The following is a 23,208-nucleotide window of genomic DNA, read 5'->3' as shown; positions in this document are numbered from 1 at the left end:
ACTGTCAGAAAACCCGGCCGCCGACGCCGCCGTCGAGGGTGATGGTGGCGCCCGACACGGCGTAGCCGGCCTGCTCGACCACTTCCTCACGGTATTCAGTGTAGGTCTCCTCGCGGACCCAGATCAGGATCTTCACGCCGGCGCCGTAGCGGCGCAGCAGCGAGCGTTCGTTGCACTCACGCTCAGTCCGTTGCGGCTTGCACTCGATCCGGCCGCCGCGGCCGTGCCACAGGGCCTCGCCCTTGCGGCAGTCCATGGTCTCGCCGTGGCCGAAGTCGACGTCGCCCGAATATTCCGCCCAGGTGATCTGCAGCCAGGTGCCGGCCAGGCAGCGGTAAAGCTCGCCCTCATAGTCGCCGTCCACGTCCCGGTCGGGACGCACCTGCGAGGCCGGGTGGGGCACATTGCGGTCGTCAATGCAGAAGGCGCGGATCACGACCCGCTTCTCCCACCGCCGCCGCGCCTCATAGGGCACGCGGATGACCTGCCGGACGCGCGCGCCCTCGACCATCAGGCCGTTGATCGTGGTCGGATAGGGCTGGTCCACCGTCACATAGGCGGAACCGCCGCCCCCGCCGCCGCTGGAGAAGCTGCCCGCGCGGGCGCTGATCCCCGCCCGGGCGCCGGCGCTGGCGTTCGAGTTGGCGTTGGCGTTCACATTGACGTTGACGTTCAGATTGCCGCCGCCGCCGCAGCAGGGGGGCGGAGGCGGATTCTCGCAGCACGGAGGGGGCGGCGGCGGCGGCGGAGGCGGTGGCGGCGGGGGTTCGCAGCACGGCGGCGGCGGCGGAGGGCAGGCCGGCCCGCATTGGGCCGCCGCCTTGTCGGCGAACAGCATCAGGGCGAAAAAGCCCGCCAGCGCCGGCAGCCATGTCATGATCCGCACCCGCATGGGCCGACCTCCAGTTAAGTCCATGCGACCTGCGTGGGGGGCAGGTCGCTTCAGCGTCCATCTGAACCGCAAAAGCATTTCATTTCCGTTGCCTTTTGCCCGAACGCGTCACAGGCGCGGGCCTTGCGTCGCTGCGGCCGGAGGCCAGAGCGATGTTTCATCCTGACACGCAATTCCTGATCGACCATTGGACCGGGCTGTCCCGCAAGGGAGCCGTGCGCGCCGGGATTCCCGACCGCGCCTCGCTGGAGCCCGACGCCCTCGGCCTGCGCCTGCCGCGCGCCTTCATCGCCGAGCGCAACGGTGAGGACGCCGTCATTCGCGTTGCCGGGACCTGGATCGAGGGTTTTCACGGCGAACCGCTGAAGGACCGCACCCTTCTGTCCGTCTGGCGCACCGCCTCACGGCCGCTGGTGGCCGCGGCCATGACCCAGACCGTGCGCGAAGCCCGGCCGGTCGTGATCGCCGCTCTCGCCGGGTTCCTGTCGGCCCAGATCGAGATCGTACTGGTGCCCCTGCGCGGCCCGTCCGGCGCCGTGGACCGCATTCTGGGTCTCTACGCGCCGATGGCCACCCTGAGCTTCGCCACCGACGAAGCCCGTCTGCTCACCGCCCGGGTTTCCATCGGCGTGGGCGAATCCGCCCGCCCCGCTCTTTCGCTCGCCGCCGTCGGCGGCCGTCGGGTCGCCTGAACCCGCCGGATCAGACCTTCAGCTCCCGGGCATATCGCCGCCAGTTCCGCACATAGTGGGCGGCCGAGGCCTTCAGCGCCTCGATCTGGCCCGGCTCCAGCTCCCGCACCACCTTGCCCGGCTGGCCCATGACCAGCGACCCGTCGGGAATGACCCTTCCCTCGGTGATCAGGGTGTTGGCCCCGATCAGGCAGTTCTTGCCGATCTTCGCTCGACCCAGCACCACCGCGCCGATGCCGATCAGGGTGTTGTCGCCGATCTCGCAGCTGTGAAGCATGACCATATGGCCGACGGTGACCCCGTCGCCGATCGTCAACGGTTCGCCGGGATCTGAATGCAGTACGCTGCCGTCCTGGATATTGGTGTCCCGACCGATTGTAATGGGGTCGTTGTCGCCGCGCAGGACGGCCCCGAACCAGACACTGGCGCCCGGTTTGAGAATCACGTCTCCTATCAGCGTTGCGTTCGGTGCCAGCCAGTATTCGCCCTTAGGCGGAAGCTGCGGTTTCTTGTCGCCGAGGCTGTAAACATTCATCCGAACACCGTCATTTCTCAACAAATCGAGGGCTTTAAGCTCTCGTAAACCACGCTAGGCTCAGAGTGTAGATGCGATTCGAGGCCGCCATTTCGGCCCCGGATTGGAAGCCGGATCAAGCCCGGTCCGGTCAGACCTCGGGGAACGTGCGTGGTGCGCTCGGTTCGGCGGATGATTCCGCTGGAAGTTGACCCTTCTTCAGACCCGGGCGGATGCATCGCGTCCCCTGTCTCTCTCTTCCCTGTGTTCGTTCGAGGCGATGCTTTTGCGGCATCGCCTTTTTTCATGCCCTGGAGGCGTCCATGACCAAGCGTGCGGCCATCAAGCGTCAGACCCGCGAGACATCCCGTGACCATGGGGTGCTCGATTCACGTCAGTTCATGGAGGACTCGAAAGTTCGGCGCCTTCCGACCCACGCGGGCTGGTCGCCCTATCCATCCAACGATGACCGCGACCAGGCCTATGTGAAGACGCTGAAGCCCAAGTCAGAGGGTCAGGCCGAGCTGATGACGGCCATCGACCACCACAACCTCGTGCTGGCCCTGGGTCCGGCAGGCACCGGCAAGACCTATCTCGCGGTCGCCAAGGCCGTTGAGGCGCTGGAAGCCGGCAAGATCGGCCGCATCGTCCTGTCCCGCCCCGCCGTCGAGGCAGGCGAGTCGATCGGCTTCCTGCCCGGCGACATGGAGGACAAACTCGCCCCCTACCTCCGGCCGCTCTACGACGCCCTTTCGGACCGGCTCAGCATGAAGCGGGTCAAGGCGCTGATGGCCGAGGGCCTGATCGAGATCGCGCCCATCGGCTACATGCGCGGTCGCACACTGAACAACGCCTTCATCGTCGTCGATGAGGCCCAGAACTGCACCTATGTGCAGCTCAAGATGCTGCTGACCCGGCTGGGCTGGCATTCGACCATGGTGGTCACCGGTGATCCGCAGCAGTCCGACCTGCTGCCCGGCATCTCCGGCTTGACGGACGTAGCCGAGCGACTGGCGCCCGTGCCCGACATCGCCGTGGTGCGCCTGGCCGAACAGGACATCGTCCGGCACCCGCTCGTGGCTTCGATGATCGGCGTCCTCTGACGCTTGTCATCCCCTGACAGATCAGGTCGTCGCCGGATTCACGGCGGCGGCCTTTTCGTTGGTCCTGGGCGGCCGGCGACCCAGCGACACGATTGCCCCTTCGCGCGCGGCGCGGGGGCTGCTAACCGAACGCCCTTCACATTTCAGCGACCCGAATGAAAATCCCCCGCATCGCCTACGCCGCCTACGGCTTCGCCCTCATCGTCATCATCCTGGACCAGTTGACCAAGGCCTGGATCATGGGCGGCCTCGACCTGCGCGAGATGGGCCACATCCCGGTCTGGTCTCCCCTTTTCAACCTGACCTGGGTCGAAAACCGGGGCGTCAGCTTCGGCCTGTTCGGCGACGGTTCGGCGCGGTGGATGCTCAGCGCCTTTTCGGTCGCCGTGGCCGGCATCCTCGGCTGGTGGGCGCTCCGGGCCGATCGCCGCCTGTTGATCACCGCCATCGGCCTGATCATGGGCGGGGCGCTCGGTAATGTGATCGACCGAATCCGGTTCGGCTATGTCGTCGATTTTCTTGATTTCTCCGGCCCGCACTTCTTCCTCGGGTCGATGAAGATCAACTTCCCATGGATCTTCAACGTCGCCGACAGCGCCATCTGCGTCGGCGTCATCCTGCTGATCCTCGACAGCGTTCGGGTGGAGCAGGAAGCCAAGGTTGGCCTCGCCGCCGAAAAGTCGTAATCAACCGCTTCCTACAGGGTTTACGCGCGCGCCCTCTCCGGCGCCCCGCACCGAGATATCAAATATGCGTCTTCGCACCGTCGCCGTTCTGACCCTCACCACCTCGGTCTTCGCCCTGGGCGCCTGCTCCGGTCTTCGCACGGGCGTCGGCTTGAACAGGATCACGCCGGACGAGTTTCTGACCGTCTCGACCGCCCCCCTGACCGTTCCGCCGGAGTACGGCCTGCGCCCGCCGGCGCCGGGCCAGCCGCGTCCGCAGGAGCTCGCTCCCGAATCCGCCGCGCGCCAGGTCCTGCTGGGTCAGCGTCAGGCTGTGACCCGGTCGGAAGGCGAGCAACAACTGGTCGCCCTGGCCGGCGGCGACCGCGCCGATCCCCTGGCCCGTTATGTCGTGGACGATGAGTTCGGCGACCTGGCGCACAAGGAAGAGAGCTGGGCCAACCGCATCCTGTTCTGGCGTCGTGACGACGCCGCAACCCAGGCGCCCACGGCCATCCAGACCTCCGAAGGCGCTGTCAACGTCGATGCGGCGACCGAGTACGCCCGGCTCCAGGCCCTGACCGGAGGCCGCACCGGCATCTCCATCACGCCGCGCCGCGACACGGGCTTCAAGCTCCCGGGCCTCTAGGTTCAATCCACCACACGAAGGGGCCCGGCCGCGAAAGCAGCCGGGCCTTTTTGTTTCAGGATCAGGCCTTGGCGGCGCCCGCCCTGAGACCGCGCTCGGCCAGAGAGACAATAGCGACGCCGCCCATGGTCAGGGCCGCGCCGACCAGAATCTGCGGCGTCAGCACATCGCCCATGAACCCCCAGCCGATCATGATCGAGACCACGGGCGTGGCCAGCAGATAGGGCGTCACCCGCCCCGCCTCACGCTTCTGCACCAGCCAGAACACCAGGGTCGTGGCCAGCACCGACGACACCAGTCCGGCCCAGATCACGCAGGCCCAGACAAGGGCGCTGGCCTGTTGCACGGCTTCCCATTGGCCCCGTTCAAACAGGGCCGAGGCGAAGGCCAGCGACGGCAGGGCGACCAGCGACAGCAGACCCTGCATCTTCAGCGGCGGGATCGAGGTCGTTCGCCGCGCCACGACCGTGGTCATGGCCCAGGCCCCGGCCGCGCCGACGCCTGCCAGAATACCCTTCCAGTCGGCGATGGCGTGGGGGTCCAGCGTCATCCAGGCGACGCCGAGGAAGGCCACGCCCATGCCGGCCAGAGCGAACCGCGACAGCCGCTCGCCCAGCAGCAGAAAGGCGAACAGAGCCGTGAACGGCACCCACAGCTGCGCCGCGACCGACACCGGACTGACGTCGTTCGCCAGCCAGAAGGCCAGGTAGATCAGACCGTAGTGGATCGGCCCGCCCAGGCCGACGATGATCAGCAGGCTTTTCCAGTTGGGGAACGGCGGTCGCACGAACGGGATCAGACAGGCCGCCGCGATGGCGAACCTGAGCGCCGCCATCAGCAGCGGCGGCAAGGTCTCGGTTCCGAATTTGGCCGCCGCATTGTTGACGCCCCAGATCACCACCACCGCGATGATGGCGAGAATCTCGACCGGAGAGAGCGGACTGTGCGGCTTGTCTGGAGTGGTCACGCCCCCGCCTTAACGCGCGCCGCCGCCGCGCGCGAGCGCGCACGGCGACACATTGCATTTCGGAATGTGGCGGGCCGCCGAAAGCCGGGCCGGCCTAGAACGGAATGTCGTCGTTCAGGTCGTAGCTTTCCTTCGGTCCACTGGGCTTGTTGGCCCCGCCGGTCGAGAAGCCCGAGGAATAGTCGTCGTCGCCCCCGCGCGAGGCTCCGCCGCCGGCGCTGTCGCTACGCCCGCCCAGCATGGTCAGTTCGCCGCGGAACTTCTGCAGCACGATCTCGGTGGTGTATTTCTCGACCCCGGCCTGTTCGTATTTCCGGGTCTGCAGCGAGCCCTCGATGTAGACGGTCGAGCCCTTCTTCAGATAGTTCTCCGCCACCTTGACGATGTTCTCGTTGAAGATGACCACCCGGTGCCACTCGGTCTTTTCCTTGCGCTCGCCCGTGGCCTTGTCGCGCCACTGCTCCGAGGTGGCGAGGGACAGGTTGGCGACCCGCTCGCCGGAGTTGAGGGTGCGGATTTCCGGGTCCTTGCCCAGATTGCCGACCAGAATGACCTTGTTGACGCTGCCCGCCATCGCCGAGCTCCTTCTTCGTTCTGGCCCGCCGCGCTTCGCGCTGTTCGGAGCCGATTGTCTGTTGTCCGGGCCTAGCGCGCTTTGGACGGTCGCGCGTCAGCTTTGTGGCGCAATCCACAGATTGCTTGTTCCACGTTTGTTCTATTCCGTCTAGGGCGCCGGAGGCGCCGTCGGATCCGGCTCGCGGTTGGACGATACGGCGATCGGGGTGCCGTCGATCGCCCGCTGGATCGCGCCCGGCATGGCCAGACGACCGTCGCCGGTCCGGGCCATGGCGTTGAACCGCCCGCCGTCCAGAGACTTCGAAAGCCATACGCCGCCGCGGTCGATGAAGATGAACTGGCCCTGGTAGGAGCCGGTGATCTCCTGCCGCGTTCCGCCCATGCGCAGGAACCGCAGGCGAACTTCTTCCAGCCGCGCGGCGCAGAACTCGATCTGCGGCTGGTTCTCAGCCACCTTGTTGAACCGCGGGGCTTCGCCCTCGGCTCCGGTCTCGACGGCGTAGCAAACACCCCGATCGAACGGAGCCTCGACGGTCTTTTCGCAAGCTGCGAGCGCCAGGGCGCCGGCGGCGATGGCTGTGATTGCAGCGTATTTCATCAGCGCAGTCCCGGGAATGTGCAGCTGCGATCCTGTTCGGCCAGCGTGCGGAATCGGCTGTTGTCAGGCGACTGCTCGACCCGGCGGGGCACGAGCCTCAGCGTCAGGTCGCCCCAACGGCCGTAAAGCGCCTCGCCCGGCCGCACGCAGGTGCCCGAATACAGGGCCTGGACGCAGGCGTTCAGGCTCATGTTGGACGACAGCGAACGCCAGTCCGACCCCGTGTGACGCAAGCAGGTCGCGCCGGACGCCGGCTGGACCGATGGCTCCACAGCCTGTTGATCGGTGAGCGGCGGCTGTTCTGTCTCGGTCAGTTCGATGGGCGGCGCGCTCGGCGGCGGGGCGAAGGCGGCGGTCGGAGCGGCGGCCAGGGCGCCGGTCTCGTCGATGCCGACGTCGAGCGCGTCCGTGGCCACGCCGTTCCGGCGTGCGCAGTCGGACAGGGTCGCCAGGCCGATGTACTGGCCGTCGACAAAACAGCGCAGTTCGCGCGTGGTGTTCAGTTCGGGGGCGTCGGCGACATCGACGGTCAGCCCGCCCTGCGCCGCGGGCGGGGGGGCCGGATTCCGGTCCCGACCGCCGCTGAAGATCAGGGCGATCACCACGGCCGCAACGACCGCCAGGCCGGCGCCGATGGCGATGAGAAGACGATTGTCCTGGGGCATGAATGGCTCGCGCGGATGGAGCCTCCAATAACCCCGCCCGGGGCTCCGGCGTCAACGATCTTCGTCGCCCGGCGCCCTATGCGGTCAGTCGGGCCAGCGCGGCCTGATAGTTGGCGAGCTGCGCCGTCAGATAGGCCGGGGCCGCTCCGGTGATGGCCGGTTTGGAGGCGCCCGGCGCGAGCGCCTTGTAGGCGTCCCTGACCACCCTGACGGCGGCTCTGAGAGCCTCGACCGTGGATTTGATCTGGTCGGCTCCGGTCAGTGACAGGGTCGGCGGCAGCGCCATTGCAAAGGTCTTCAGATCGCCCGCCTTCGGCGTGGGACTGACGATCCCGGGAGACAGGCCGAGGGCTGCCAGGGCGTCCCGGCCCGTCTCGCCGCTGGTCAGGATCGCGCCGGCCCGCCCGTCCCGGGGCACGATGGACAGCCTTTGCATCCGCCCGCTGTTCATGTCCTCAAGCTCTCCGGTCTTGAGCGCATCGGTGACGACCGTAACCTTGAGCTGGCCGGAGGAGGCCTGTTCGATCTTGCGCGCCAGGGTCTGCAGGGTGTCATCGGCGTCGATGGTGACCGCCCTGCGTCGGCTGCCATCGGCGGGCGACACATAGAAGCGGTCACCCGGCCGCAGCGCCGTCGCCGCCGTCAGGGTCTTGGAATCGCCCATCGAAACCAGCCCCTGCGGCAGCCCCAGACGGTCCAGCACGCTGGCGCCCCCGCTCGCGACGGCGAGGCTCAGGGGCGATGCCTGCTGGTCCACGCCGGCCCAGGTTCGGGTCCATTCGACCGCCCCGGTCAACGGGTCGAGCCGGGTGAGATAACCCTGCCTGGGATCATCCTCCTGAGCCCCGACCGGACGATCGGCGATCCCCGTGATCCAGACCTTTCCGCCATGCACCTTCACGTCCGCGACGCTGTCGTCGCCGGCGCCGCCGACATAGGTCAACCGGTCTGCGGCGGCGGGCGAGAGGTCGGCCCCCAGCACCGCGACATAGGCGTCCGAGCTGCCCGAATGGGCCGTGTTCATCGTCGCAATGTCCAGGGCGGGATTGCGGGTGGTTCCGGTCAGAATGACCCGGCCGTCGGCCACGGCGATCCCGGTCACGTCACCGCTGGCGGCTCCCAGATCCCGGACCGCGGACAGGCTCGGAGTTCCGTCGCCGCCCGGGGTGTAGTGACGCACGACGACCCGGCCGCTCTCGACCCCGGCCGTATAGATCGACGAACCTTCGACCGTCATAGCCTTGACGCTGTCGTCGCCGACGGTTCCGAACTGGTTGATCGACACCGCCGACGCGGTGAAGGGCGCCAGGCTGTGAACCTGGGTCGCTGAAAAGCCCTGCAGGTATCCGTCCCATCCTCCAAGCCCCGACGCGCCGGGCATCGCTGACCTGGAACGCCCCGCGACATAGACCCTGCCGTCGGTCCCGAACGACACAGCCGTAGCCTCGTCCGCCGCCCGGGCGCCGCGCCGCTGGGTCCAGAGTTCCTCTCCGGCGCCATCAAACACGGTGACGAAACTGTCCGACAGATTGGCGTCAACGACCCGCGCACCCGGCTCGAGGTCGCCGGTGACCGACCCCGCAACGGCCACCCGCCCGTCAGCGGCGATGGCGATCGCATAGCCGCTCGCCTCGTCCGAGGCCCCGAGCATTCGCGTGGCCACGATACGTCCCGCCGGATCGAGCTTCATGAGCGCCACATCACGCTCGCCCTTGAGCGGCTGCGAGCCTGGCGCCGCCTCGATATCGGCGACGATCCACAGCGACCCGTCGGCGCCGACGGCGCTGGCCCGAACCGTCTCGACGCCCTTGGGCAGGGCCGTCTGTGAGGCCCGGCCTGCCACCCAGCCCGTCTGTCCGAACGGCTGCAAGGGCTCCGGCGCGGCGCCGCCGTCGCTCTGGAATTTCAGAAGTTCGTTGCCGCCCCCGACGCCGGCGGCCTGGACCACATAGACCGCGTCTGACGTCTGCGGCGCGGTGAAGCGCACCGATTCAGCACTCGTGCCCTGCAGCACCAGCCCCCATTGATCCGCTCGCGCCGGCAGGGTGATGGTCTTGGCGCCGAGCTGGATAGTGCGGGGCGCGCCGTTCACCTTTTCCCGGCCCAGCCGCGTGGCGACCCCGGCATCGGTCAGTTTGTCATTGATGAAGGTGATGACGTTGTCGAGCGTGCGGGTCTGGGCGCCCATCCCGGCGAGGTCGATCGGCGCCGTGACGTCCCCGCCGACGGTTCCGATCGTGATATCGAACACGACGGGCCCCTCGAGGTTCGGCACGGAAGACGCCAGGTCGCCATCGTGAACCGGCCGCGTCACGATCCGCGTCGCGTCGCGCGGCACGCCTGCCGACGTCTTTGCGGTCGTGGACGACACGCCCTGGACCAAACGGATATCGTCGAATCCGGCGGTCCGCAGATAGTCGCCGACTTCCGAAATCCCGGATGCAAAGCGCTGGCGGATCCGGGCGGCCTCGCCCTCGCCGACGCCGCTCTGGTCTACCCTTGTAGCAAGGGCGGTCAGCGAGGTCAGACCCTGATAGAGCGCGAACAGTTTCCGGTAGTCGGAAGACGCCCCGGGAAGATCGAGGCGACCGGAATCGACACTGATCAGCTGTCGGGCGGCGAGCGCGGCCCGCACCACGGAATCCGGCTTGGAAGCCTTGATGCTGACGTCCCAGGGCGGAGTAGGCTGGGTCTTCGCCGGCTTTACGCTGGAAGTGACGCCGAACGTGCTCATGTCTCCCGCGGAGACACCGTACAGACCGAGTAGATAGCTGTTGTTGATCACGACGAACTCCCGCCGATGACTATGGCGGCTCAACCGTAATGATCGCTTAACGTCCGGTTACCGAGGACTTCGGCCGCGACTCAGGGAACAATGTTCGTATGCGGCCGTTTTCGGCGCACTGGATGAGGAGGACGCCGTGAAGAACGCCTTCGTCAATGCCTTGAAATCACTGCTTTCGCTGTATGGGCTGGGCTCGCGGCGACGTCGCGCCGCCATCCAGATCGGCCCCGCCGGCGTGCGCCGGCCGGCCTAGTTCCGGAACAGTGACAGGATGATCTGCGGCGCCTGGTTCGCGATCGACAGCGACTGCGCACCGAGTTGCTGCTGCACCTGTAGCGCCTGAAGGCGGGCGCTTTCCTTCGCCAAATCCGCGTCGACCAGCTTGCCGATGCCGGCTTCAAGCGAATCCATCAATTTTGAGACAAATGTGTTGTGCGTCTCGATCTGCTTGGCCTGCGCTCCGAGCTCGGACAGCCCGGAGTTCACCGTCACCAGGGCCGCATCGATAGCGGCGAGCGCGGTCGCCGCGGAGGCCGGCAGAAGCAGGTCCTGCGTACTGAGGCCCAGACCGGCCCCGGTGAAATTATGCGGGTCGATCGAGATGGTGTCGACCGCGTCGACATTGGCGAGAAAGTCGAGCGGCGCCGCCTGGGAGTTGTCCAGCAGGTTCACCCCGTCAAACGAGGCGCTGTCGGCGAACTGCTGCACTGACCGTACGAGGCTCTGGAAGTCGTCGTTGTAGGCGGCCCGGGATTCGGGTGTCTGGGAGAGGTCGGACGCGGCCACGGCCTTCTGGCGCATCTGGATGATCAGGTCGGAGATCGACTCACCCGCAGCCAGGGTTACGTCCGCCAGCGAGGTGGCCCGATCCAGGCTGGTCTTGACCGCATCGAGGGCCCCCAGATCGGCTCGCTGGTTCTGCGCAATCGCCCATATCGCCGAATTGTCCTTGGCGCCCGCAACCTTCAGACCCGTGCTGATACGGTTCTGCGTCTCCGCCATCCGGTCGTTGATCTGATTGAGGTTTTGCAGCGCAACGAGCGCGGAGGCATTGGAGTGGACGCTGTTGGACATGGTTCTCGCCCTGGATCGGTTCGGGGACAGCGTATGCAGCGAGTCGTATGCGTATGGTTAACGCAAGATGTCCGGGCGCGCAGCTGCGGCCCGGGGACAGTCAGGTCTGGACGGCGTTTCAGGCGGTGGTGTTGATCACCGCCCCGACGCCGTAGTCGTCACGCTGCCTCAGTTTGAGGACTTCTTCGCTCGGCAGCTGCCGCACGACCTCACCGGTCTCCCGGTCCAGAGTCTTGTAGACAAAGGATCCCGCGCGGGATCCTTGCTCGATCACCAGCCGGTAACGGGCCAGGCGTTCGGCGTCTGCGGCGGCTCTGGAGTTGGCTTCGTGGTCAGCTCCGGACTGCAGCGATGAGTCGGCTACAAGAACCGGCGCCGCCCGCGTTGTTTTTTCTGCATTCATCTCCTGAACGTCGGCGACTAAGCCAACGTCTCCCGGTCACGAACGCTCGGAAGCAGAGGCGGAGCCGCTCGCGGCTCCGCCTCCGTTCCCCATTCCCTAGCGGAACAGGCCGAGCAGGATCGAACTCGACTGGTTGGCGATCGACAGCGCCTGCACACCCAGCTGTTGCTTGGTCTGCAGAGCGGTCAGTCGGGCGCTTTCCTTGGCCAGATCGGCGTCGACGAGGTTGCCCACGCCGGCTTCCAGGGCGTCCTGGATCTTGCTGGTGAAGGTCAGCTGACGGTCAAGGGACTTCGAGTTGCTGCCAAGCGTACCGAGCTTGGCCGCGAACGACGTATTGGCGGTTTCGACGGCGGCGGCGGTGGCGCCGGCCCGGGCGACGGAGCCGGTGGCCGTCGCCACAGTCGTGGCAGTACCGGCCACGGCATGCACCGAATAGGTGGAGCCGGTGCCCGTCTGAACCACCAGGTTGTTGGTAGACGATCCGGCGGAGAACAGGTTGATCCCGTCGAAATTCGCACCCGCCAGGGCAGCCGTGATCTCGGTGCCCAGAGCGTTGAAGTCAGCGAGATAAGCCGTTTCAGCGGCGGAACCCGCAACGGACGACTGGATGGCGACCGCCAGACCCTTTTGCTCTTCCAGGGCCTTGGTGATCGTGTCCCCGGCCGCCAGGGCGACGTCGATGATCGACTGGCCGCGTTGGATGGAGTTCTTGACCGAGTTCAGGGCGCCCTGCTCAGCGCGCAGACCGGAAGCGATCGCGAAGATGGCCCCGTTGTCCTTGGCGCTGGAAACCCTCAGGCCGGTGTTGACGCGGTTCTGAACGGTGTCCAGCTCACGGCTGGTGGCGTTCAGGCTCTGCAGCGCAACGAGAGCGCCGGCGTTCGTGTTGATGCTGTTAGCCATTTTGGCTGTCCTTTTGTCTTCGACATGACCGACGCCATTTTGGCTGTCGGGGGCGTTCTGCCCGACGGGGTTGAAGCAAGGACGGAGCCACCCACCGACCTCCCATGCCAACTCAACGGTCGTTGTTTTTATTGCGTTAGTTCTTGTTCACCACATTTTCGACCCGGAAGAATCTGCCGGGTTGCGGCAGGATTTGCCGGGTGGTCGGCAGCCTGTGCCGGGCTCGCCGCCGCCCTGGCGATCCGTCGCCGGCACGTCCGCCGGCCTGGGCGCGATCAGGGCGCTCGCGGCGCCCTGGCTCGGATCGCCATCCGCCCGGATGTGGGGGTTGTCTCGCGCGCCGGCGGCAGGCCGCCGGTCTGGCGCCCGGTCCGGATCCGAAAATGACCGCCGCCGGGGCCCGTTGGTCGCCCCCCAAAGGGACCGGGGCGACAGGAGAGTGGCTGAACGCGACCGACAGAGCCGCAGCCACGTCCTCCGTCACCACGAAAACGAAATCAGCCTTGGCGGACCGGGTCCGCCAAGGCTCAAAATTTCGTTCCGGAAGGTCACCGGGGCCTGTGCTGACCCCGGGTTGATGCGACCCCAAAGCTGTAGGGTTTAGCGGAACAGGCCGAGCAGGATGGACCCCGACTGGTTGGCGATGCCGAGGGCCTGCACACCCAGCTGTTGCTTGGTTTGCAGAGCGGTCAGTCGGGCGCTTTCCTTGGCCAGATCGGCGTCGACGAGGTTGCCCACGCCGGCTTCAAGGGCGTCCTGGATCTTGCTGGTGAAGGTCAGCTGCCGCTCCAGGGACTTGGAGTTGCCGCCCAGCGTACCGAGCTTGGCCGCAAACGCCGCACTGGCGGTTTCGACCGCGGCGGCGGTGGCGCCGGCCCGGACGATGGCGCCGGTCGCCGTCGCGACAGTCGTGGCAGTACCGGCCACGGCATGCACCGTATAGGTCGTGGTGGTGCCTGTCTGAACCACCAGATTGTTCGTGGCCGATCCGGCGGAGAACAGATTGACGCCGTCGAAGCTTGCGCCTGCAAGAGCAGCCGTGATCTCGGCGCCCAGGGCGTTGAAATCAGCGAGATAGGCCGTTTCGGCAGCGGAACCGGCGACGGACGACTGGATGGCGACCGCCAGACCCTTTTGCTCTTCCAGGGCCTTCTGGATCGTGTCTCCGGCCGCCAGGGCGACGTCGATGACCGAATGACCGCGCTGGATGGAGTTCTTGACCGAATCCAGAGCGCCCTGCTCGGCGCGCAACCCGGAAGCGATCGCGAAGATGGCGCCGTTGTCCTTGGCGGAAGAAACCTTCAGCCCGGTGTTGACGCGGTTTTGCACGACATTCAGCTCACGGCCGGTCGCGTTCAGGTTTTGCAGCGCAACGAGGGCGCCGACGTTCGTGTTGATGCTGTTAGCCATTTTGGCTGTCCCTTTGTCTTCGACATGTCCGACGCCATTTTGGCGATCAGGAGCTTTCTGCTCGGGTTCCTGTTGAGCAAGGTCGGAGCCACGAACCGAAGGCGGGAGTCAGACTTTTTATCGTTGATTTTCTGTACTATTTTATCCCGCAGGTTCGAATCCACCCGGCAGAACCCGCCTGGGCCAGGCATGTTCTGCCGGGTGGTCGGCAGGTCGTGCCGATCGAGAAATGCCGGGCAGGATTTTCACGAAGTTGCGGACGCGGCCATCAAGGCAGGGCGCGGTCTGCTACCAGGGCCAGATCGCCGGCTTGCGGCGAGCGTCGGTTTCACCCCGCCACCGATCCTGCAGCGCCCGCTCGGCCGTCAGGGTCTCGACCGCCGACGCCCGGGCGTTCTCACAGGCGACCAGGCGCGCGCCCCGTTCGACATAGGCGACCTCAAGATCGGCCAGGGTCGGCGCTGCGGGCAACAGCTCCAGCACGCAAGGCGTCGCCGCCGCCTCGGGCAGGGTCAGTCGCGGCGGCTCCGCAGACGGCGGGAGCGAGGCGGCACACTCGCGGTCATGCCCGGCAAGGCGAGCAACACGATCCGGGTCCAGCGGGGTTTCAGCATCATGGGCGCTCCTGGCCTGTGTCGCGGCTCGCGCGGTCGTCCGCACGACCGCCACGGTCTGTTGATGAAGCTCGTCGAGACGGCGGACCTGGGCCGCGGCGCTCTCGACCTCGAACCGGCGCGCGGCGGCGTCCGCGGAGGCGACAGATGTCCTGGCCTCAGCCGACCGCAGCCGTCGCTCGACCAGCCCCAGCGGGTCCCAGCGAAAACCCAACCCGTGCAGACCGATCAGGGCCGCACCCAGAGCCCCCGCCAAGACCAACGCCCAGCCCCATGGGGTCAAGCTCCGCAGCAGCGCCGGCGCCCTCACGGGAACACGTTCCGGTCCAGCTCGAAATGCGGACCGTCCCGGAGGCTGGTCCAGTCGCCGCCCCAGACCATCGCCGTCCCCTGACGCGCGGCCGCCGCCTTAAACGCCGCCGCGATCCGCGGATACAGCGGCCAGTCCCACCGTACCTGGCCGTCGACCAGGGCCGCGATATCGACCGCGTGGCCGGTCAGGTGGCGCGACCGCTTCGTCCGGCTGGCCCCGGCCCGGACCAGAGCGACCTGACGCTCGGGCGTGCGCAGGCCCTCGGTCACCATGAATTCCACCGGGCTGAGGGCCGCGGCCTCGCGCACCAGGGCGACCAGTCTGGGATGGACCCCCGCCAGCCGCTTGAGCGATCGCTCGGACAGACGAAAGCTCATGGCCGCTCCTCCCCACCAATCCGGGGCCGCAGCACCGCCAGCGTCGCGATCAACTGCTGGGCCGTGGGCGCCACCAGATAGAGGACCATGGTGAGCGCCAGCAGGGCCATCAGCCCCTGCGCCAACCGCGGCGCAGCCTCTGGCGGCGTCCCCGCGATCAGACGGTCGAGCAGCAGCCAGGCCCCGCCGCTGGTGGCGAACACATACAGCCTGCGCCAGAGCCACCGGCCCTCGGCCAGCAGCGGCGCGGCGGGTGTCGAAGGAGCGGTCATCGGTCATCCTCCGGATCATCGAGAAGGGCGTCGCCACGGCGCCAGCCGGGACTGGCGTGAGCGAACAGATCAGCATCGGTCAGGCGGCCGGGACTGTCCCAGACCTCCTCGTCCAGCAGCCAGGGGTCGGCGCGATCATGGGAAGGGGTCATGGCGCGGCTCATCCGACTGCCGTCAGCCAGACGACGCCCGGTGCTCCAGCGCCGCCGACGCCGCCCGCAAGGATCCCGGCCCCGCCGCCGCCTCCCCCGCCGCCGACCGACCCACCGGAAGCGCCCGCATGGCCTGACCCTGATGTCGCCGCGCCTCCGCCTCCCCCGCCGCCGCCGGCCCAGTACAACGTGGGCTGTGGAGCCGCCGTCCCCGGCGAACCCGGCGTGCCCGTTCCTCCGGCTCCGCCAAGGGCCCTGACCGCCAGCGAGCCGCCGTCGCCGCCGGCTCCACCCGCCCGCGCGACGCCCGCCGCATCCAGACCCCCGCCAGCCCCGCCGCCGCCCGGCCCATCCGGCCGATCAAGGCTTCGGCCGGCCTCGCCCGCAGCCATGATGCTGGACGCCCCGCCGGCGTTGGAGCGGGGAGCCCCCTCACCCGCCGATCCGGGCGCGCCGCCAGTGCTATCCCCCAGCCCGCCGCCGCCGCCACCGCCCGCGGCGAGCAGGGTCGTCCCACCCATGGAGACTGTCGTGTCGGCTCCGTCCGAACCCGCGGCCGCGCCGCCGCCCGCGCCGCCGGTACCGACAACCACGTCCAGCGTTCCGCCCAGCAGTTCTGCGGGCCATTCGCCCCGGCTGATCCCGCCCGCCCCGCCGCCGCCTCCGCCGAAGCGCGAGCCGGACGCCCCGAAGCCCCCGGCTCCGCCCCCGCCGCCGCCCCCGACCATCACCGCCTCGACGCTGCGGGCCCAGGCCGGCACGGTACAGCTTCCGTTGGCGGTGAAGACCGTCACAGCCCGGCGACCCGCGCCCAACGCAAAGGTCGTCTGGCCCGTGGCGCGATCAACGGCGAAGGCGTCATGCCAACTCGAACCGTCGGCGCTGACCTTGAGCCTGAGGTCGTCATCCCCGACCAACCCGAGTTCCGCCCGCCCGCCCCAACCGCTCTGGAACAGCAGCGACAGGACGTCGCCGGACGCCTCCTTGTTCAGGGTCAACCGCAGATCGCCCGTACCTCCGGCCCAGGCTTCCAGCGCCGTCCAAAGGGCTGTGTTCAGTCGCGCCGCAAAAGGATTGCCTGCGTCCGCCGTCGTCCCGATCCCGAGCCGGGTCAGCGCCTGCGCCACGCCCAACCGGGCGCCCAGCGGCGCCCAGTCACCGCTGTGCCGCACCACGACCTCGTCGGCGTCCTCCACCAGGGCGATCAGGCCGTCGCCAGCCTGCACGACCGTCCAGCCGCCGCCCTCCGCCCGCAGCAGCGCGCCCGCTGGTCGCGTGCTCCAGTCCGCGCCCGTCGCCCCTGCGGGCAGTATCCACAGGCCGCCGTCAGCCGGCGCGCCCGGCTGGGCCGTGGTCGTGCGGCTGACCACGACGGTCTGGACCAGGGCGTCCAGCCGGGTCAGGGCCTCGTTCAGGGTGACGTGCTTCTGCATCTGCCCGGCCGCCAGATACGGCAGGGCCAGCCGGGCGCTGTGATCGTCGCTCATGGGAAATCTCCAAAATTGTGTCGGAGATCAGTCTGGCGGCGCGGCTTCCTCAGGCGGGCTGATGACGCTGCAGGCGCCACGAAACGCTGCGCAATCAACGATCTGGCGCGCCGTAATATGCTGACAATCAGCGAAAAGGTAGCGGGGAGACCGTAGTTGGAAGGGCTGGACGGCCTCCCCGCAGACGGGCCCGCAGGCTGTCAGGACCAGGCGGCGCGCTGCGCGACACCGCTACCGTACCCGTCACGACAGCTACGACGATGGATCGACGGCGGATGCAGGCTACAGCCGCTGGAAGGCGCCCTGGGCGACGACCGGGCCGTCCGGCTTGTTCGGCGCCGGCGTATGGCCGGGCGCCTCCATCGAGACGGCGACGGCGTTGGCCTCTCCGGCCGGGCCGAACAGGGCCTGACCCAGGCTGTGGCGCGAGGTGGCCGAACCGTCGATGGCGCCGACCAGCTGGACCCCGCCCTCGGGCATGACCAGCCACAGGTGCGGCACCCGCGTATCGCCCGCCATCTCCGTTGTGGGGGCCAGATAGAGCTCGCCGGTGTTGGCGTCATAGGCCAGCGTCATCGCCGCCGCGCCGCTCTCCAGCGTCAGGGTCGCCACCCGGATGACTGCGGGCGGCGGGGCCGGCGTCGCGATCGGCGCGGGCGCCGGCTGGGCCAGCAGCACGACGACCGCCGCCAGACTGGCCGCCAGCAGACCTGTCGAGGCGACGGCCCACCGACGCCAGAAGACGACGCTGTTGTCATTGGCGGCGGCCGACGGCGTCAGGCCCGCCTCGACGCGCGGCCAGACCGAGGGCGAGGGCTCAACCGACACGATCCCGTCGGCCAGTCCGCCCAGACGTTCGTTCCAGGCCTCGACATGGGCGGCGAAGGCGGGGTCGGAGGCCTCGCGGGCCCGGGCCGCGGCCTCGTCCTCCGGTGACAAGACGCGCAGCGCCAGTTCCCCGGCCAGGGCCAGATCCTCGTCCATGCCGCCGATGTCAGTGGGCCCGGTCATGATTCGAGACACATTCTCAGCCGCATCAATCCGCGCCGGATCCAGCTCTTCATCGTGCCGAGCGGCACATTCTCGCGCACCGCCAGGGCGTCATAGGTCACGCCCTCGATAAAGGCCGTGCGGATGGCGCCCCCGGTCTTGTCGTCCAGCTGGCCGAGACAATCGTTGAGGCGGCGCACGTCGTCACCGGTCTCCAGCGCCTGGGCCGGCGACGGGGCGTCATCGGCGATGACGGTGACGGCTTCGTCGATCGGAGTCGATTTGCGCATGGCCGCACCTGACCTCAGCCTGTCGATCGCCCGGTTGCGGGCGATGGTCACCAGCCAGGTGATGGGGCTCGCACGGGACGCATCAAAGCTCCCCGCCTTCCTCCATACGGTCAGATAGGTGTCCTGCAAAACATCCTCGGCGAGCTGTCGGTCGGCCAAGATACGCAGGGTCACGCCCAATAGCTTCGCCGAGGTCGCCTCATAGACGCGACGGAAGGCGGCGCGGTCTCCTTGGCCCGTACGGCCGAGCGCCTGGGCCAGTTCGTCTCGGGTCAGGATCACGCTCATTCAGAGGTCCGGCAAAGCATAGGTTTGAATTGGCGGCGACGGCGGGAGTTCGTCAAGCCGTTCAGTCATGCAGATAGACAATCCGCCGCAGCTTGGGATTACGGCGCATGTCGGCGACATGGCTCTCATGAGCGCCCGAGGCTCGCGCCTCCCGCCCGTTGGCCTCGACCCAGTGGGTGCTCTCGATGTCCTTCTGCAGCGCCTTGGCCGCCATCAGGTGGCCGGGGAACAGGAAGTCCACAACGTCGCCAGCCAAGGGCACCTCACTGGCCGCGGCGTCGACCCCCAGGTAGCCCACCATCCGCAACAGGGTCCCCGGCATCACCTTCGCTCGGGCTGCCTGAAACAGGAGCCAAGCTCCCGCTCCGACGCTGTAGATGATCCCCAGACCGGGAATCCACGTCACCAAGCCGTCGAGGCCCACGCCAAAGGGGCCGATGCCAATGACGCGGTCGGACAGCTTCTTGACGCCCTCGACATTGGACCAGATCTTCTCGATATCCGCGACGGACCGTCTGGCCATGTCTGCCCTCCTGAAGCGAGACCGTAACGCGCCATGACGAACCCCGTTCACCCGGAAAGGCAAGGTCCGCGATTCAGTTTGCCGGGCAGGACCCGGCGGCAGTGGTTGGAGGCGTTGCTTGTTCTGGGCCTGATCCCGGTGGCGGGCATCGCCGCCCTCGTGCTCGCCGGCGTCGATAACCGCGCAGTGGACCTGCTGGCCCAGTTTACGGCGCCAGTGCTGATCGCGACCGCCCTGCTGACCGTCGTAGCGGGTATGTTGCGGACGAAGGTTCCGGCGGGTCTCGGCGCCCTGGCCAGCCTCGTGCTGGCTTTGGCGGTCTGGCCGCAGTGGTTTCCCAAGGCGCCGGCCCCCGATCCCGACGCGGCCATCATCCGGGTCTATTCGGCCAATGTCTTCTACCTGAACAACGACACGGCCCGGATCCGCCGGTCGATCGAGGCCGCGGACGCGGACGTCGTCGTCCTGATCGAGCTGGCCAGCGATCCGGCGCTTAAGATCGACCAACTACTCGAAGGCTATCCGCACCGCGCCGCCTCGATGCGGCTCGACCAGACCCGCGGCCCCTCGCGATCCGTAATCGCCTCCCGCTGGCCCCTCTCGGTGCGAGCCGATCCGCCCGACGGCCTGCACGCCGTGACCGCAACGGTGCGGACGCCGCTGGGTCCGGTCAATGTGGTCGGCGTGCACCTGACCCGGCCCTGGCCGTTCCAGCATTCCTGGGGCCAGATCAGCCAGACCATGGCGCTGAACACGGTCGTCGAGGGTCTGACCGGCCCCGTCGTGGTCGCCGGCGATTTCAACAGCGTCTCCAGCGCCCGCATTGGCAAACAGGTCCAGCGCGACATCGGCCTGCGTCCCGCGCCGGGGTTCCCCGGCACCTGGCCCGGCGGCCTGCCGTCAGCCCTCGGGGTCACCATCGACCAGGTCTACGCCTCGCCGGACCTCGCCTTCGTCAGCCGTCGCCTTGGTCGCCCGACCGGCTCCGACCATCGCCCGGTGGTGACCGAAATCACCCGCGCGTCGAACTGACCAAAGCCGCCAGCCGTTCGGCGTGGCCGTCTGACGGGAAGTCGTCGGCGATCCAGCCGTCCTCAAACGCCTTCAGCAGTCGTCCCGTCTCCGGTCCCGGCTCCACGCCCAGCCGCGCCAGTTCGCGGCCCCCGACCGGCATCGACGGTCGCTTCCAGCTCTCGGCCAGCGCCAGCAGCCGGCGCGCGCCGTCTGCCCCGGCGGGGTTCTCCGCCCAGCACCTGTGCAAGACGTCAGTCACCGCCCGGCCGCCGTGACGATAGACGGCGGCGCGGACCTCGGGGTCGCTCATCGCCAGGCTGACTCCGGGCGCGGCCACGGCGGCGGCGGCCAGCCGGTCGCGGGTGGCGTTGGGAAACCGCAGACGCGTCGACGCCTCTCTCACCAGACGCTCGTCCGTCGGGAACAACGTCATCAGCCTGATCACCGGATCGGCACTCAGCTGGACCGCCGCCTCGAACAGTGGGCCGTTCGACGCCTCCGGCAGTATCTGCGCGAGAACCCCGGCGTCCGTCATCGCCGCCATGGCGACGCGAGGATCGGGCGCGGCCAGAAGCGTCATCAGCTCCTTGGACACTCGTTCGGAGGACAGGCGTTGCATGCCGGGCGCGAGGGCGCGGCAGGCTTCCAGCGCCGCCCCATCGGGCTCGCCCCGGCCGTACGAGGCGAAAAAGCGGAAGAAGCGCAGGATGCGCAGAAAGTCCTCGCGGATGCGCGTCCCGGGGTCGCCGACGAAGACGATGCGCCCCGCCGCCGCGTCAGCCATGCCTTCGCCGGTCGGATCGAACACCCGCCCCTCGCCGTCGGCGTAGAGGGCGTTGAGGCGGAAATCGCGGCGCGCGGCGTCCTCGGCCCAGTCGTCGGTGAAGGCCACGGTGGCGTTGCGGCCGTCGGTCGAGACGTCGCGGCGCAGGGTCGTGATCTCGAACGGTTGGCGCTCGGACACAGCCGTCACCGTGCCGTGGGCGATGCCGGTCGGCACGGCCTTCAGTCCGGCGGCGCGGATGGCTCGATCGGTCTCTTCAGGCTTCAGGGTGGTGGCGAGGTCGATGTCGGCCACCGGCGCCCCGATCAGGGCGTTGCGTACGCAACCGCCGACGAAACGGGCGCAGCCGGGACCGCCCGCCGCCTCCAGCGCCGCCATAACCGCCCGCGTGGCCGGGGCGGTCAGCCATGGCTGGTCGTTGAGCCGCATCATGCCGCATCCTCCGCCACGACATCGGGGCCGGCGTCTTCGCCATACAGCCGTGTTCGCAGCGCCCGCACGATCCCCGCCGTCACGCCCCAGATGTACCGCTCCTCATGCGTAATGGCCCAGTACCACCGACGCGGCAGGCCCTCGCGATCATAGGAGTCGCGGCGATGGTTGGCGGGGTCCATCAGATAGTCCCACGGAACCTCGAACACCTCCGCCACCTCGTCCAGCGACGGCGTCGTGGCCGGCGTCGCGGTCAGCCAGCCGACCACCGGCGTCACCAGAAAGCCTGTGCCGGTCTCATAGGCGTCGCCCACCCCCAGCACCTCGACCAGCGCCGGGTCCAAGGCCACCTCCTCGAAGGCCTCGCGCAGGGCGGCCTCAACGGCGGTCTCGCCGGGATCCAGCCGCCCACCGGGAAAGGCGATCTGGCCGGTGTGGCTGGCCAGGCTGTCGGATCGCCGCGTCATCAGAACGGTCGCGCCGTCCTGCCCCGCGATGACCGGGATCAGCACGGCGGCGGGCTGCAACGTCCGCTCGGGGCGATCCGCGCCGGGGTTGAGGTCGAAATCCGACCGCGCCGGAACGCGGTCCGGCGTCCAGCTGACCGCCGGTTCCAGATGCCCGATCAGGCGCTCGCGCAGAGTGGCCAGACTCATTCCACGCCCGCCCCGACCGGACCGAGCGCGAAGGCGACGCCGCCCGAACGCACCGTCAGCCGCCCGTCCTCGACGCTGGCCATCCCGACCAGTTCATAGAAGACCGCCCGCGTGATCCGCGCCCACAGATCGGCTCGGACTTGCACCGAGGGCGACGGTTCGCCGGTCTCGGGATCAGTCTCGACGCTAATCGGATGTTCCGGACCCGCCTCGGTCTCGTCGCCGACGTCGGTGGTGAAGACCAGCACCTCGCCGAGCCGCTCCACGGCCACGGCCCGGAATGGCAGGTCCTCGACCCGGATCGACAGCTTCTCCCCCGGCGTGACCAGCACATAGCCGTCGCCGTCCTTGCGCAGCACGGTCGAGAACAGCCGCACCAGTTCAGCCCGCCCGATCGGCGAGCCCTCGTGCATCCACAGGCCGTCACGGCGGATGACGATGTCGATCTCGCCGCAATGCGCGGGATGCCACAGATGCACCGGCGGCAGCCCACGCCCCGGCGCCTGCTTCGCCGCCGCCACGACGCCCGCCAGTCCGGTCTTGCTGTCCGGGGATTGAGCCATAACCCAGACTTAGGCCGCGTCGCGTGGATCGGAAAGGCGTCGGCCGCGACTCAGACCGGCTGGACCAGCCCCGCCGCCTCGCCCTCGCCCCGCCACAGCACCCGGCGCGGGTCGACAGGTCCGGACAGGCTCACATCCGGCGCGGGCCGGAAACCGAACCGGCCGAAATAGGGAAGATCGCCGACCAGCAGAATGCCGGTTGTCCCCGCATGATCGACGCAGGCCTGCACCAGATCGGCGCCCAGCCCCGCGCGGCGGCTGTCGGCTGCTACCGCGATCGGGCCCAGAAACAGCGCCGGTTCGCCGCCGACCCGGATCGCCCACAGCCGCACCGAGCCGATGATCTCCCCGTCCTCCCGCGCGACAAAGCCCGCGGCGACGCGCGCCCGTTCCCTCAGCCGCTCCGCCGTCTTGGCGAACCTGCCAGGGCCGAAGGCGGCCAGCACCAGGGCCTCGACCGCCGCCGCGTCGGCGGGAGCTTCGATTTCGATGCGCAGGGGCGCGGGTCTGGCGGGGGCGTCGAACATGAGGGCGCGCAACTAGGGCTCGCGCGC

The 23,208-nt window shown here is 68.5% G+C and carries 28 protein-coding genes; 5 read left to right on the top strand and 23 right to left on the bottom strand.

The window, feature by feature from the left end:
• Positions 1-4: 4 nt before the first annotated feature.
• A complete protein-coding gene (locus tag ACTIEW_RS01875; protein WP_439476203.1) occupies positions 5-892 on the bottom strand; it encodes a hypothetical protein in 888 nt (295 codons plus the stop codon).
• A 152-nt stretch (positions 893-1,044) separates the two neighbouring features.
• Between ACTIEW_RS01875 and ACTIEW_RS01870 the strand changes: the two genes are divergently transcribed.
• Positions 1,045-1,584 (top strand): PAS domain-containing protein, encoded by a 540-nt coding sequence (locus ACTIEW_RS01870; protein WP_439476202.1) that lies wholly within the window; start codon positions 1,045-1,047, stop codon positions 1,582-1,584.
• Between the two features lie 10 nt (positions 1,585-1,594).
• On the opposite strand, the gene ACTIEW_RS01865 is transcribed toward ACTIEW_RS01870, so the two are convergent.
• On the bottom strand, positions 1,595-2,119 hold the full coding sequence (locus ACTIEW_RS01865; protein WP_439476201.1) for a gamma carbonic anhydrase family protein: 525 nt from the start codon (positions 2,117-2,119) through the stop codon (positions 1,595-1,597).
• A 290-nt stretch (positions 2,120-2,409) separates the two neighbouring features.
• Between ACTIEW_RS01865 and ACTIEW_RS01860 the strand changes: the two genes are divergently transcribed.
• From ACTIEW_RS01860 to ACTIEW_RS01850, 3 genes are all read left to right on the top strand, one after another.
• The gene (locus tag ACTIEW_RS01860) at positions 2,410-3,201 is read left to right on the top strand and encodes a PhoH family protein (protein WP_439476309.1); all 792 of its coding nucleotides are present in this window, start codon (positions 2,410-2,412) and stop codon (positions 3,199-3,201) included.
• A gap of 155 nt (positions 3,202-3,356) precedes the next feature.
• Positions 3,357-3,887 (top strand): signal peptidase II, encoded by a 531-nt coding sequence (lspA, locus tag ACTIEW_RS01855; RefSeq protein WP_439476200.1) that lies wholly within the window; start codon positions 3,357-3,359, stop codon positions 3,885-3,887.
• Between the two features lie 64 nt (positions 3,888-3,951).
• Entirely contained in the window at positions 3,952-4,515 is a 564-nt protein-coding gene (locus ACTIEW_RS01850; RefSeq protein ID WP_439476199.1) for a DUF3035 domain-containing protein, read from the top strand.
• A 61-nt stretch (positions 4,516-4,576) separates the two neighbouring features.
• Here ACTIEW_RS01850 and ACTIEW_RS01845 read toward each other — a convergent pair whose 3' ends face one another.
• From ACTIEW_RS01845 to ACTIEW_RS01765, 17 genes are all read right to left on the bottom strand, one after another.
• Positions 4,577-5,482 carry a DMT family transporter gene (locus ACTIEW_RS01845; protein WP_439476198.1) on the bottom strand — a complete coding sequence of 302 codons (906 nt, stop codon included), beginning with the start codon at positions 5,480-5,482 and terminating at the stop codon, positions 4,577-4,579.
• Positions 5,483-5,576: 94 nt separating this feature from the next.
• A complete protein-coding gene (gene ssb / locus ACTIEW_RS01840; protein WP_292029194.1) occupies positions 5,577-6,056 on the bottom strand; it encodes a single-stranded DNA-binding protein in 480 nt (159 codons plus the stop codon).
• 150 nt (positions 6,057-6,206) lie between these two features.
• The gene (locus ACTIEW_RS01835) at positions 6,207-6,656 is read right to left on the bottom strand and encodes a hypothetical protein (protein ID WP_439476197.1); all 450 of its coding nucleotides are present in this window, start codon (positions 6,654-6,656) and stop codon (positions 6,207-6,209) included.
• Entirely contained in the window at positions 6,656-7,321 is a 666-nt protein-coding gene (locus tag ACTIEW_RS01830; protein ID WP_439476196.1) for a hypothetical protein, read from the bottom strand. Before ACTIEW_RS01830 ends, ACTIEW_RS01835 begins: the two co-directional genes overlap by 1 nt.
• Positions 7,322-7,397: 76 nt before the next feature.
• The gene (locus ACTIEW_RS01825) at positions 7,398-10,106 is read right to left on the bottom strand and encodes a transcriptional regulator (protein ID WP_439476195.1); all 2,709 of its coding nucleotides are present in this window, start codon (positions 10,104-10,106) and stop codon (positions 7,398-7,400) included.
• A 249-nt stretch (positions 10,107-10,355) separates the two neighbouring features.
• Positions 10,356-11,180: a flagellin gene (locus ACTIEW_RS01820; protein ID WP_439476194.1), complete on the bottom strand. Its 825-nt coding sequence runs from the start codon at positions 11,178-11,180 to the stop codon at positions 10,356-10,358.
• Between the two features lie 118 nt (positions 11,181-11,298).
• Complete coding sequence (locus ACTIEW_RS01815) at positions 11,299-11,583, bottom strand: flagellar protein FlaG (RefSeq protein ID WP_439476193.1); 285 nt, start codon at positions 11,581-11,583, stop codon at positions 11,299-11,301.
• A 96-nt stretch (positions 11,584-11,679) separates the two neighbouring features.
• Positions 11,680-12,489 carry a flagellin gene (locus ACTIEW_RS01810; protein WP_439476192.1) on the bottom strand — a complete coding sequence of 270 codons (810 nt, stop codon included), beginning with the start codon at positions 12,487-12,489 and terminating at the stop codon, positions 11,680-11,682.
• A 600-nt stretch (positions 12,490-13,089) separates the two neighbouring features.
• The gene (locus tag ACTIEW_RS01805; RefSeq protein ID WP_439476191.1) at positions 13,090-13,899 is read right to left on the bottom strand and encodes a flagellin; all 810 of its coding nucleotides are present in this window, start codon (positions 13,897-13,899) and stop codon (positions 13,090-13,092) included.
• 288 nt (positions 13,900-14,187) lie between these two features.
• Complete coding sequence (locus tag ACTIEW_RS01800; RefSeq protein ID WP_439476190.1) at positions 14,188-14,769, bottom strand: hypothetical protein; 582 nt, start codon at positions 14,767-14,769, stop codon at positions 14,188-14,190.
• 50 nt (positions 14,770-14,819) lie between these two features.
• Positions 14,820-15,203: a M15 family metallopeptidase gene (locus tag ACTIEW_RS01795; protein WP_439476189.1), complete on the bottom strand. Its 384-nt coding sequence runs from the start codon at positions 15,201-15,203 to the stop codon at positions 14,820-14,822.
• Positions 15,200-15,475 (bottom strand): hypothetical protein, encoded by a 276-nt coding sequence (locus ACTIEW_RS01790; protein ID WP_439476188.1) that lies wholly within the window; start codon positions 15,473-15,475, stop codon positions 15,200-15,202. The genes ACTIEW_RS01795 and ACTIEW_RS01790 overlap by 4 nt, the downstream gene beginning before the upstream one ends.
• A complete protein-coding gene (locus ACTIEW_RS01785) occupies positions 15,472-15,627 on the bottom strand; it encodes a hypothetical protein (protein WP_439476187.1) in 156 nt (51 codons plus the stop codon). Before ACTIEW_RS01785 ends, ACTIEW_RS01790 begins: the two co-directional genes overlap by 4 nt.
• 8 nt (positions 15,628-15,635) lie before the next feature.
• A complete protein-coding gene (locus tag ACTIEW_RS01780) occupies positions 15,636-17,114 on the bottom strand; it encodes a DUF2793 domain-containing protein (protein WP_439476186.1) in 1,479 nt (492 codons plus the stop codon).
• Between the two features lie 282 nt (positions 17,115-17,396).
• On the bottom strand, positions 17,397-18,125 hold the full coding sequence (locus ACTIEW_RS01775) for an anti-sigma factor (protein ID WP_439476185.1): 729 nt from the start codon (positions 18,123-18,125) through the stop codon (positions 17,397-17,399).
• Positions 18,122-18,682, bottom strand: coding sequence for a sigma-70 family RNA polymerase sigma factor (locus tag ACTIEW_RS01770; RefSeq protein WP_439476184.1), 561 nt, complete (start codon positions 18,680-18,682; stop codon positions 18,122-18,124). Before ACTIEW_RS01770 ends, ACTIEW_RS01775 begins: the two co-directional genes overlap by 4 nt.
• 61 nt (positions 18,683-18,743) lie before the next feature.
• A complete protein-coding gene (locus tag ACTIEW_RS01765) occupies positions 18,744-19,205 on the bottom strand; it encodes a DUF4112 domain-containing protein (protein ID WP_439476183.1) in 462 nt (153 codons plus the stop codon).
• 114 nt (positions 19,206-19,319) lie between these two features.
• On the opposite strand from ACTIEW_RS01765, the gene ACTIEW_RS01760 reads away from it, so the two are divergent.
• Positions 19,320-20,237, top strand: coding sequence for an endonuclease/exonuclease/phosphatase family protein (locus tag ACTIEW_RS01760; protein WP_439476182.1), 918 nt, complete (start codon positions 19,320-19,322; stop codon positions 20,235-20,237).
• Here the strand turns inward: ACTIEW_RS01760 and ACTIEW_RS01755 are convergent.
• The 4 genes from ACTIEW_RS01755 to ACTIEW_RS01740 are packed head-to-tail and all read right to left on the bottom strand — an operon-like array spanning position 20,218 to position 23,181.
• Entirely contained in the window at positions 20,218-21,435 is a 1,218-nt protein-coding gene (locus ACTIEW_RS01755; RefSeq protein WP_439476181.1) for a CCA tRNA nucleotidyltransferase, read from the bottom strand. The two genes, ACTIEW_RS01760 and ACTIEW_RS01755, sit on opposite strands and share 20 nt — an antisense overlap.
• Complete coding sequence (locus tag ACTIEW_RS01750; protein ID WP_439476180.1) at positions 21,432-22,091, bottom strand: CoA pyrophosphatase; 660 nt, start codon at positions 22,089-22,091, stop codon at positions 21,432-21,434. The genes ACTIEW_RS01755 and ACTIEW_RS01750 overlap by 4 nt, the downstream gene beginning before the upstream one ends.
• Entirely contained in the window at positions 22,088-22,654 is a 567-nt protein-coding gene (locus ACTIEW_RS01745) for a DUF1285 domain-containing protein (protein WP_439476179.1), read from the bottom strand. The genes ACTIEW_RS01750 and ACTIEW_RS01745 overlap by 4 nt, the downstream gene beginning before the upstream one ends.
• A gap of 50 nt (positions 22,655-22,704) precedes the next feature.
• Positions 22,705-23,181, bottom strand: a complete 477-nt coding sequence (locus ACTIEW_RS01740) for a GNAT family N-acetyltransferase (RefSeq protein ID WP_439476178.1) — start codon at positions 23,179-23,181, stop codon at positions 22,705-22,707.
• Between the last annotated feature and the right edge of the window lie 27 nt (positions 23,182-23,208).

The sequence above is a fragment of the Brevundimonas sp. genome, from assembly GCF_051860745.1.
Lineage (GTDB): Bacteria > Pseudomonadota > Alphaproteobacteria > Caulobacterales > Caulobacteraceae > Brevundimonas.
This window is presented reverse-complemented; position numbering and strand designations above follow the sequence as displayed.